We start from the raw sequence: 10,391 nt of genomic DNA, 5'->3' as shown, positions 1-10,391 counted from the left end.
AATTTACGCACCAATAGCTGGCTATTGGAAGTGAATTCAACGCAGTTAGCGCTAAAACTGGCTGCTAGAAAGGCATTAATTATCCGCAGCTCAGGTTAAATATACTTTAGCAGTGTCAATACCTAAGTGCTTCAATCAAGCAACAATGAAGCATATTAAATAAGTAAATATTAGGCATTTATAGCCTAAGCTCTCCATAACACAAGTTTAGTACCCTCACCTAACAAACTCGCTATTTGTTGGCTATATTTAAAAAATGACTACTACGTACATAAGTGAAAAATGAATTTATTTCGCTTGGTTTTTATTTGCTGCTGTATTTTTCTGCCGCTCTTATCTAACGCCGTTCCCCATAAACCTGAATACTCAGCACCTATCAAGGTAACCATTTTGGTCGACGATGCTTATCCGCCTTATAGTTATCAAATTAACGGCGAGCTTTATGGCATCTATGTCGATATTGTAAAGCAAGCAGCGCGTTTGCTGAGTCATGAATATCAAGTTAACTTGCAAGCGGTACCATGGAAGCGAGGCGTTTCCTCAATGGCATCCGGCGAAGCAATGGCATTAATGCCACCTTATATTCATATCAAAAAACGCCCCTATATCTGGCCGTATTCCATTCCCCTTCAAGAAGAGGTGGTGGTTGCCTTTTGCAATCAAGGGATCACCTTAAAGCACTTGCCTCATGTAAAACCAGAAAGAGTACTTAATATTGGCATTAATGCCGGTTATATCATCTTAGATGAAAGCCTAATGGAAGCGCAAAAACAAGGACTTATTCAACTTTGGGAAAACAAAAGCACACGTTCAAATATCGAAAAGCTCGCACGTGGGCGCGTTGATTGTTACGTCAATGATCGGCTTTCCACTTTACTTGGTATTAATAAAATGTCGCAGATAACACCAAGTTTAAACACCAGTAATATTGTTGAAGATAAAATAGTAATGCGTCGCACTGCCCACATTGGGTACTTGAAAGGGTTTGAAGAAAAATATCCATTTAAACAAGATTTTATCCTAAAGATGGATGCTGCATTGAGGCAGGTAATAGACAACGCAGCAGCGGCAGACGAATGAATCTGCACGCATGATAAAACACCTTAAGCCACTGCTTTATAGAAATAAACAAAAAATAGAACAAAAAGGATGAATCATGATTAAATTAGTAAGAAATTCATTCACTGCGATCGCGCTTGGATTGATAAACATTTCAAACGCACAAGCTGATGACGTTGAGTTTAAGTTGCAAGAGGTTGCAAGAGGCCTTCATGTGCTATTTGGGCAAGGCGGTAATATTGCCATAAGTTCGGGCTCAGATGGCGTTTATATCGTCGATGATCAGTTCGCTAAACTCAGTGAACAAATTAAAGCAAAAATCAAAACAATCCAACCCAATGCACCTGAGTTTGTTATTAATACCCATCATCATGGCGACCATACAGGAGGCAACGAAAATTTCGCACAAGCGGGCAGCCATGTTATCGCGCATCACAATGTATACAAGCGGTTAGAACAAAAACATGGTGACGGTTCTGACTACTTGCCAACCTTGACATTTGGCAGTGATATGAAGCTCCACTTTAACCAAGAGCATGCTCACTTGTGGCATTATCATCACGCCCATACCGATGGCGATGCAGTGATCTTTTTTGACCGAGCAAATGCCGTACATATGGGCGATATCTATTTTAATTTAGGCAGCTTACCTTTTGTCGATGTCGACAGCGGCGGCTCCTTAGACGGAGTCATTGCAGCAGTACAAGATGTGATAGAGAAAATAGGCGACAAGACCACCGTCATACCAGGCCATGGCCCTGTAACAGATAAACAAAATTTACAAGATTATCTGGCACTATTACAAAAAGCGAAAACGATTATGCTAGATGCAATGAAAAATAATACAAGCTTGGAAGAAGTTGTAGCCGCGCGTCCGCTACAAATACTTAATCTTAACTATGCTAATTGGCTACCAGAAGAGCGCGTTACCACGTTATTTTATCGCAGTTTGAAATCGCCCCCAGTAAAATAAACTGCTAACCTATTTTAAAAAAAGGGGATGCCAGTAATGCACATCCCCTCCACCGAAAATACTTGGCTTAAAAACACTACTCCATCGTTGGTGCACTGGCATAAACAAGGTCGACTAAATTACTCATTGTTTTAGACTTTTGCATATATGCCTTCTCCATATAGGCAAGCTCTTGTAGCTCAAATAGTGTGGTCTCCACTAACGCTAACCATTTAGCCGTGGACTCTGGCACATCTGAGCCTTGCTTACTTGCTTTTTTTAACGCCTCATAATAAATATTAAGATCGTTATACTGACGTAAGTAATCCATATAATAATCCTTTGTCACCAACCGATATTCTATAAAGCTGAGCTTATCAAAAACTTCGCCTGAAAATTCTGTCGAACAAAAAAATTCACAACAAAAATTTAAATAAACACCACCATTCAATAACTTACATTTAAATAAAATCATTTTAGCAACATAAAAACAAAACAAGCTTGCAAATTTGGTACATGCGGTTACAATCCAAATTTTACAAAATAGAAACAGTAACGGCGTTAAAATTTAACTTTCGCATATCCGCGAGCCCGAGTGAAAAAGGATTAAGTGAGTGGGCAGAACCCGATTTAAGTGTACAGGTGATGATCTTCGAAGACTGCGCATGTCGGCTGATAAAACCACCCAGCAGATGGCTGACTTAGTAGGGATCCGGCGACAAACCTATGAAGAGTATGAAAAAGGTATTCGGAAATTTTCATTCGAGTACTTTTTAGAATGGAGTACATACTGTGGTATGGATGTTAATCCAATTACAGACTACTTTATGGACCTACGCACAAAGATGCAAGACGTAAAGCTCTGGCGAGAAAGCCCTTCTCCTGCAAAAAAGCGCAAAAACCAAAAAGGTCAGGAAGATTAGTGTGTTAACATCCACCTTTTAATACAACATCTTTAGTTTCACTTGTTTACAAAATAAGCAACAAGTTATTCTCATTTTTGACGTTTCGCGATAGAGTAGTGCTAACCAAAACACCGAAAATAATCCTGAAGGGAAATCAACATGCAGCTATTCAAAAATGTGACAGCAGGCATACTAACCTTTTGCTTTATCACGATAAAACAATTTGTGAGTAAAATAAAACAAGGCACTCGCGTGCGCTTACTTAACCACGCTAGTCGTAACAAACATCGCGCTGTAGCAACTCAGTGCTATCGCAACGGTAATACTATGGCGGAGTCACAACTGTACCGAATAGTGGGTGGTTCAGGTTTAGACCATTATAAAAACTTGCAGAGTGAATATGTTTACAATCAGTTCAGTTCTGTGCTGAATTGTCAGGACCTGCAGCAGAACAATCGGGGCTATCGAGGACACCAACATGAAGATACAGGTGCTGCGAGTATGCACGGTGAAACAAAATTACTAATAAACGATAGAGATTTGAAGCGTGTCAATGGGGGTTCTGGTGGACACCAAGTTGAAGATCCAAGAGGGTAAAGCACGATACCTTGTGACTTCACAATGTTATCTGTTTAAGCTAACTCTCTTCATGCTAAGACGAAAGTTTGAAATAATACTAAACGAGTAAAGGACAGCAAGGAATAAATAATGAAAACGTCTTGGCTCTTCTATATTGCAGCATTGCTGTTTACTGGGTTATTGTCATATATACATCTCAATACAGAGTTGTTTTATGGTATAGCTACTCTTGTCGTGATGACGACTCTTGCTACCTGTTATAGAAATCAAGTAAATATCGTGCATATCATCACGGTGATATTTCTCTTTACCATAATCGAGTTTGCCTTATTTGAGTTGATTGACATCTATATGCGAGAGGAACCGCCGTATAAAAAGAATTTTATGATTTATTTAATGCACTTCTGTGTTGATGTACCGGTTCTTTTAATACTAAGAAAACGAGTGATGTACTCTTTATTGTTTATGCGCCGCTTCCAACCAAATAACTGGCGCGCCATTTACATTACCCATGCCGACATTTTATTGTACGGTATCTACATGTTATTTATCATTGTAGACTCAGCCGCGTTTGTAGAAAACTTGTTCCGAAATATGGATTATATCTTTGGCGTCTCAGAAGCAACGGCTAAGCCCTTCTGGAGCTGGAATTGGGTTTACAAAAGTTACCCCTACGCAAAAAGTATTCTGCTTTCTTGTGTTGTAACTACCTTATTCGCCACCATTTTTGTAGAAAATCAACGGCCCGAACAGGAAGACGATGATGAAGATGACAGCGATGAGGTAATACATAAAACAGATCAACAACAAAAGCCGTAATGGCTTTTGTTGTTAGGTATCTAGTTATCATCTATTGCCAGCGTTAAGCCCAAACCCCTCATTCACCGTTACAACGGAGCATGGCGAACTCATTTTTCAGTTACAAACGGCTGAGAATATTACCGGTGGTCTACATAGCAAGTATGAACTTGATCTTGCGCCTTATTTTATCGCATTGAAAAACAAAGATAAGCCAGCCATTGATTACAATATTGCCTATCAAGTCCATGAGCTTCTATCACCTAACGACATTGCCATATTTAACACTGGAGACTGGCTGGCCGTATCGCTGACCAACAACACTCGTAGTTTTGATGAGCTTTTTATCTTTAACAAATCTAGCCAACACATACTGCATATTGGTGGGCAATTTGATAGTTTAGAAACTAAAACACTATTAGCTCAGTTCCGTTTACCATGACTGAATGATATAAAAAACTATTAAAAATACAATAATTACAAAATAAACAAGGATTTACTATGCGATACCTTACAGCAATAGGGACTATTTTATTAGCTGCTTACTCTATCTATCTGAATACGGTAATCTCAGACTTAGAGCTTGAGCGAGATAATTTGGAGGAGCGTTTCGCTGCTCTCTCCAGCAACATTAAGGCTTCCGACAATGTAAAGCCACACCTCGAAGAAGTAGCTATCAGCAAGCCAAAGCCTACTGGTAAGTTTGCAGATGAGAATAGCACTAACCAATATACTGAAATTAAAACACCTAAAGAAAGTGACGAAAGAACAATCACGCCTTCCAAAGATAAAGGGTTTAACGAGCAATCTGTAGACGAAACCTGGGCATTCGAATTTTCCGATCAAATTCATTATTTTTTCATGGAAAACGAAATCCTAAACAAGCTGCGCGTAACTAATATTGATTGCCGTGAAACGGCCTGTCGAGTGGATATATATATCAATAAAGACGAACCAATCGAAACCGCAGCGGCTGTTGGTGAAATATTTGGGAGTGATGAACGCTGGCAAGATCACCCCTTCTATTTTAATTCAACGCCCGAAGATGGGGTGATCCGAGTCGAGATCAACAGATACAAGTAGTTAAAAGTTTGGAAGCGTTATATCTTAGCGCTTCCGAGCAAATAGGTATTCACTCTAATACCGCTAAGTGAAGTCTTATACAACAGTAGCTTTTAAACACACAAGACTAGAAAACACATCTTTCAAATTCGTCCATTCCAATCAAAGTTACACCAATAAATCCGCTCAAAATTCATTTTTGCTCACTTTTTAAACAAAAAAGTTGCAAACTTCATTGGACAGCGCCGTCAGAACGCTATACTATATGCAGGCTTTAGATACTTAGAGCACTTACTACTGCTGCACTGTTTTTTCTTGATACTCTTTTTTTTAAAAAGTCGTTTATAGATATACCAATGCGTTACTAGCTAAGTTTTATCTATCGCTTTATCGGTGATTTTCACCACATATTTAATTTTTTGAAAAAGGTTTCAATTATGTCTAACACAGTAAACGGCACAGTTAAGTGGTTCAACGAAGAGAAAGGTTTTGGTTTCATCACTCAAGAAAACGGCGGTAAAGATGTATTCGTACATTTCCGTGCTATCGTTTCTGACGGTTTCAAAACTTTAACTGAAGGCCAATCAGTGTCTTTCACAGTTGAAGAAGGCCAGAAAGGTCCTCAAGCAAGCAACGTAGTAGTTAACTAATACGTATTGCTCAGAGCTAGTGCCTGCACTAGCTCTACGAACTCCCCCACTCCTCACTTAGCCTTTCGGCAACATATCTGACAGTAACAACGCAATCCCCAAAAATGACATAAAACCCGCTATATCTGTAATTGTCGTAAGTACAATTGATGAAGATTGCGCAGGGTCAAGTCCAAATTTTTTCAATGCTATTGGTACAATGGCGCCTGAGCTTCCCGCAATGACAAGAGACGATATCATCGCCAGCGCAATAACAAGTGCAAGGCCGAGTGATTGACTCCACAAATATACGCCAATGCCACAAGTAACCGCTATTGCTATGCCATTTAACAGCCCAACCATCATTTCTTTTAGCATCACCTGATACCAGTGTCGCGTTGAAATTTCTCGTAGTGTTAAGCCTCGCATCGTTACAGCCAAAGCTTGAGCCCCTGCGTTACCCGACTGCCCAGCTGCTACTGGCAGCAAAATAGCTAAAGCGGTAACTTGAGCAATCAATCCCTCAAATGCCCCCACTACGGCAGCGGCTGCAAATGCGGTTAACAAGTTAATTTGTAACCACGGAAGCCGTTTCTTTACTGCAAACCAACTACTTGATAGGGCTTTTTCGTCTTTACTTGCACCTACCATGGTCTGCATATCACTCGCTAAATCTTCTTTGGTTGACTGATAGGCATCAAAAAATCGGATCTGCCCAACTAGCTGTTGCTGCGCATCAAGTACTGGAATTGCTCGCACTTTGTGCCCTTCAAACGCTTCCACGACCTGATCTTTATGATCCATCACATTTAGCGTGACTCGGATCGGCGTCGCAACCTGCGTTAGCGTTTTACTTGAGGAGCTTCCCACTAAAACATTGAGTGTAGTCTCGCCCACTAAATCCTGCTGCTCATTTAATACGTAGATGACGTCTGGCACTTTACCGTCTAATCGTTTCAGTTGCGCGAGCACTTCACGTAGTGTTGTATCTGAGTAAAACGCTTGCACCTTTTTGTTCATCATTCTCGCAGCGGTATTTTCAGGAAAAACCAGCAACTCGCTAAGTTCATTCGCTATGGTTGAATGCTGCTCCTTTAATTTAGCGAGTAGCACCTGCTGCGCTTCCTGCGACTGCTTGTTCAAAAGCCCGACCGCAATATGGCTATCTAGGCTCGCGATAAATTGTGCTTGATATTCCACAGGGAATTGCTGGAAAATTTGTTCAGCGGCTCCCGGCGGCAAATATTTCCATAAACGATAAATGATATGTTGTGCCTGCTGTTGTAATAATTCAGCGGCTTCGTCTGGAGGTAAAGTGCCAAGGAGCTGCGCACTTTTGAGCGGAAACTTATTTAAAAACTCATCACTGAGCTGCTCTACCGCTGACTCTAATGTATCTTTTGCTACGCTCATCGCTTATTTCCCCTTGACCTTAACTGGCACCAATGTATCTAACATACTGGCAAACGAACTGGTGTAGGCATCTAACAAATCTAAAGATTCGCTTGGCTTGTCTTTTGTTTCATCCATTCGACCCAGTGCACTTCTCACCCTGTGATGTGGCAATACCCCAATAAAATCACCACTTCGATTAGCAACCGCAACCTGATCTTGTTGCGCCCAAACGGGCGATTTCAATGCACTATGCAACTCGGTATAACCACTTAGAGAAACAACGTGAGTATCCATTAAATCTGCAATTTTCTGTTGCGGCGCTTTGCGAAGCAAATGAGTTAGTGATAGCTGACCCACCACATGGCGATGCTGATTTACCACATAAACTAGCGTAAACCCGATATAGTCACGTTTTTTTAAGCGCAGCAGTGACTCCTCAACTGTCATTGTTTCTTCAAGAATTAATACGTCCGTTTCAACCCATGCACCCACAGTATAATCAGGGTAGCTAATCAACATCTTACAGAGTGTTTGTCGTCTTACTGAGATGAGGTTAAGAAAACGGGCAAGTTCTTCATCCTGTAAATGCCTAAAGATAGCTGCAATATCAGCCAACTTCATTTTGCCAAGCCACCTAGCAATATCCACATCCGTTTGCGTTATCAGAATTTCCGCTGCACTGCGGGGCTGCATGACTTTAAGCACGTTTAAAGCAACTTCATTTGATAACGTTTTTAGTAACTTGGCAGCGACATCTGGCGTTTGCAAAGAAAGTAAGCGCGCGGCGCCAGCTGGCTCTTCTTGTAAAAAGTGTTGCGCAATTTTGAGGTTTAACGCTGACATAGAGCCTCCCTACTGCTTACTTGAATGGCTGTGTGTCGCGGTAATATGTGCCGATTCTTTTAAAAATTGCCTTGCCGGTATTAGGGTTCTCCCTTTTTGGGTTTCAATCACTAGCATCGTTGCTGTGATTTCGGTGAGCGTACCTGAAACGCCTGCAATTTCAATTTGATCGTTAATCCGACAGTGACGCAGCGCTTGTTTTGCCGCGACGGTATTTGCGATTAGCTCTCTACTCCCAAGACCAAAGGCCAACGCAACTCCTGCACACAATACGCCTGTCAGCACCACCACCATATTGGTCACAAATTGAATATTGATCCCTAATTGCTCAATACCTATTACCGTTGCGGTAAATAGAATCGCGAGCTTGGCTATGTTACCCGCGACTTCAACTCGCGCAAACCCAACGGACTGCGCTCCGGCTCTTGCCATGGCACTGGCCAAATTGCCAAGCAGATAACCACCAACAATAATAAATATCCCAGCGAGTAGATTTGGTAAGTAACTGAGTAGCGAGGAGATCCAATCACTGAAGAAGTTTAAGCCAAGGCTGGATGTGGCCGCTGCGATAAAAAACATCATCGTGACCCAAAACACGGTTTTCCCTATTAATCGAGCGTGTTTTAGATTTAGCTGAAGCGTTTGTTCGGTTTGCACTCGTTGACTTAAACCCGCCAATGCACGATTGCAAAGCTTAAATAACGAAATAGTCAGCTTGCTCAATAGCCAGGCCACTATCCAACCGACAAACAGCATGAGTGCCGCGCCCAATAGTTGCGGCGTATGAGTCACAAGTTGATTGATTAATTGCTCGTAACTGGCAGATAAGGCGTGTTGCCAATTATCAAAGGTACCCTCGGTGGCCATGTAAACTCCTGAATTCGCTAAAACAGCTTACTTTTAAATCAATACATTCATTGTTATCACAGTGTTAGCCGTTGTCCAGAGAATTCCCCTAAGTCCTAAATATTTAAACTACTAACAATACGTTTGGGAACATTTTTGAGAGAATGGCAGCAATTAAGGCGCAAAAACAAGTACCGTCTTTGCGCCCTAGTTGTTTCTTTACATTGGGTGATATAGCTACCTAAAGCGGATGGTTTCTCGCTCACCCATTTCTTCCGGTTCCACATTTTTGCCCACGGCTAGTTTTAATAAGCCGCTCAAGTCAGGGCTAACATGCCAAATTTCAGCATCGTCCAGTTCAAAACGGAGCATGATAAGCTCTGGGTCATCTTTACCCTTTTCAAACCAACTCTCTGCCTGCCTTGACCAATGGGCATCAAGTACGTCTTGTCTTGTTTCTTCGATTAAGTGTCCGCGAATACAAGCGAATACATTATGCCCTTTACTGGAAAATTGTGCGGTTGCTTTGCCACACTTAGCAATACGATTTGTTTTGCTGGTAAAAAACCAAAACTCGCCGTTGGCGTCTTTATCCAACTGTGCTCGCATTGGCTCATGGTGATTATTGTCATCACTCAAACCAATCATCACATTGGGGCTGCTGTCTAGCGCTTCCCAAAAAGTTTTCTTTATGTCTGACATTATCTTCTCCTTATTTATACCAATTAGCGTCTGCTTGAAACGGCACAAACCCACTCTTTCGATTAATTGATAGTATCTTGTTGCAGAGCCTCAATAATTGCTTCATTAAAAGCATCAAGATCATTTGGATTGCGACTTGTGATCAAGTTGTCGTCTACCGCAACTTTAAGGTCAATCCAGTCTGCGCCTGCATTTTTAAGATCGGTTTTGATACTAGGGAAAGAGGTAAGCGTTTTACCTTCTACCAACTGGGCTTCGATTAACAGCCAAGGGCCGTGGCATATCGCCGCAATTGGACGCTTATTTCCAAACTGTGAAAAGGCCTGAATAAATTTAACCGCAGATTTTTCCTGCCTTAGTCTGTCTGGGTTGAATAACCCGCCTGGTAAAACGAGCCCCGCATATTTACTGGGTATGGCTTCATCCAAGGTTAAATCAACGGCGACTTTCTCACCCCAATTGTCTTCATCCCAAGCGGTAATATCTCCCTTTTTTAATGAAATGATATCAACATTAAATCCAGCGCTTTCAAGCGCCTGCTTAGGTTTAATTAGCTCACTTTGTTCGAACCCGTCAGTGGCTAAGATCGCGACTGAAATATTGTCTGACTCCGTCATCATT

The 10,391-nt window shown here is 41.4% G+C and carries 14 protein-coding genes; 8 read left to right on the top strand and 6 right to left on the bottom strand.

Going from position 1 to position 10,391, the window contains the following annotated elements; genetic code table 11:
* Window positions 1-282: 282 nt before the first annotated feature.
* Window positions 283-1,080 (top strand): transporter substrate-binding domain-containing protein, encoded by a 798-nt coding sequence (locus MHN32_RS20405; RefSeq protein WP_102058492.1) that lies wholly within the window; start codon window positions 283-285, stop codon window positions 1,078-1,080.
* Between the two features lie 76 nt (window positions 1,081-1,156).
* Window positions 1,157-2,032 (top strand): MBL fold metallo-hydrolase, encoded by an 876-nt coding sequence (locus MHN32_RS20400; RefSeq protein ID WP_102058491.1) that lies wholly within the window; start codon window positions 1,157-1,159, stop codon window positions 2,030-2,032.
* A 76-nt stretch (window positions 2,033-2,108) separates the two neighbouring features.
* Here MHN32_RS20400 and MHN32_RS20395 read toward each other — a convergent pair whose 3' ends face one another.
* Window positions 2,109-2,342 carry a hypothetical protein gene (locus MHN32_RS20395; protein ID WP_010604282.1) on the bottom strand — a complete coding sequence of 78 codons (234 nt, stop codon included), beginning with the start codon at window positions 2,340-2,342 and terminating at the stop codon, window positions 2,109-2,111.
* A 283-nt stretch (window positions 2,343-2,625) separates the two neighbouring features.
* Here MHN32_RS20395 and MHN32_RS20390 point away from each other — a divergent pair, with 283 nt between their 5' ends.
* The 6 genes from MHN32_RS20390 (at window position 2,626) to MHN32_RS20365 (ending at window position 6,005) form a co-directional block, all read left to right on the top strand.
* Window positions 2,626-2,934, top strand: a complete 309-nt coding sequence (locus tag MHN32_RS20390; RefSeq protein WP_010604283.1) for a helix-turn-helix transcriptional regulator — start codon at window positions 2,626-2,628, stop codon at window positions 2,932-2,934.
* 141 nt (window positions 2,935-3,075) lie between these two features.
* Window positions 3,076-3,513 carry a hypothetical protein gene (locus MHN32_RS20385; protein WP_239422657.1) on the top strand — a complete coding sequence of 146 codons (438 nt, stop codon included), beginning with the start codon at window positions 3,076-3,078 and terminating at the stop codon, window positions 3,511-3,513.
* Between the two features lie 111 nt (window positions 3,514-3,624).
* On the top strand, window positions 3,625-4,314 hold the full coding sequence (locus MHN32_RS20380; protein ID WP_239422656.1) for a hypothetical protein: 690 nt from the start codon (window positions 3,625-3,627) through the stop codon (window positions 4,312-4,314).
* A gap of 34 nt (window positions 4,315-4,348) precedes the next feature.
* The gene (locus MHN32_RS20375; protein ID WP_239422655.1) at window positions 4,349-4,735 is read left to right on the top strand and encodes a hypothetical protein; all 387 of its coding nucleotides are present in this window, start codon (window positions 4,349-4,351) and stop codon (window positions 4,733-4,735) included.
* A 59-nt stretch (window positions 4,736-4,794) separates the two neighbouring features.
* Window positions 4,795-5,376, top strand: coding sequence for a hypothetical protein (locus MHN32_RS20370; RefSeq protein WP_239422654.1), 582 nt, complete (start codon window positions 4,795-4,797; stop codon window positions 5,374-5,376).
* Window positions 5,377-5,792: 416 nt separating this feature from the next.
* Window positions 5,793-6,005: a cold-shock protein gene (locus MHN32_RS20365; RefSeq protein WP_010369631.1), complete on the top strand. Its 213-nt coding sequence runs from the start codon at window positions 5,793-5,795 to the stop codon at window positions 6,003-6,005.
* Between the two features lie 57 nt (window positions 6,006-6,062).
* Here the strand turns inward: MHN32_RS20365 and MHN32_RS20360 are convergent, their stop codons facing one another.
* The 5 genes from MHN32_RS20360 to MHN32_RS20340 form a co-directional block, all read right to left on the bottom strand.
* Window positions 6,063-7,397, bottom strand: a complete 1,335-nt coding sequence (locus MHN32_RS20360; protein WP_102058486.1) for a magnesium transporter — start codon at window positions 7,395-7,397, stop codon at window positions 6,063-6,065.
* Between the two features lie 3 nt (window positions 7,398-7,400).
* Complete coding sequence (locus MHN32_RS20355; protein WP_102058485.1) at window positions 7,401-8,222, bottom strand: CBS domain-containing protein; 822 nt, start codon at window positions 8,220-8,222, stop codon at window positions 7,401-7,403.
* A 9-nt stretch (window positions 8,223-8,231) separates the two neighbouring features.
* On the bottom strand, window positions 8,232-9,089 hold the full coding sequence (locus MHN32_RS20350) for a mechanosensitive ion channel domain-containing protein (RefSeq protein ID WP_102058484.1): 858 nt from the start codon (window positions 9,087-9,089) through the stop codon (window positions 8,232-8,234).
* A 216-nt stretch (window positions 9,090-9,305) separates the two neighbouring features.
* On the bottom strand, window positions 9,306-9,770 hold the full coding sequence (locus MHN32_RS20345; protein ID WP_010369644.1) for a pyridoxamine 5'-phosphate oxidase family protein: 465 nt from the start codon (window positions 9,768-9,770) through the stop codon (window positions 9,306-9,308).
* Window positions 9,771-9,832: 62 nt separating this feature from the next.
* Window positions 9,833-10,387, bottom strand: a complete 555-nt coding sequence (locus MHN32_RS20340) for a type 1 glutamine amidotransferase domain-containing protein (protein WP_102058483.1) — start codon at window positions 10,385-10,387, stop codon at window positions 9,833-9,835.
* Window positions 10,388-10,391: the final 4 nt, after the last annotated feature.

The sequence above is a fragment of the Pseudoalteromonas sp. Of11M-6 genome, assembly GCF_022347905.1.
Lineage (GTDB): Bacteria > Pseudomonadota > Gammaproteobacteria > Enterobacterales > Alteromonadaceae > Pseudoalteromonas.
Note: the sequence above shows the minus strand (reverse complement) of the source record. Positions and strands in the feature narration are given on the sequence as shown.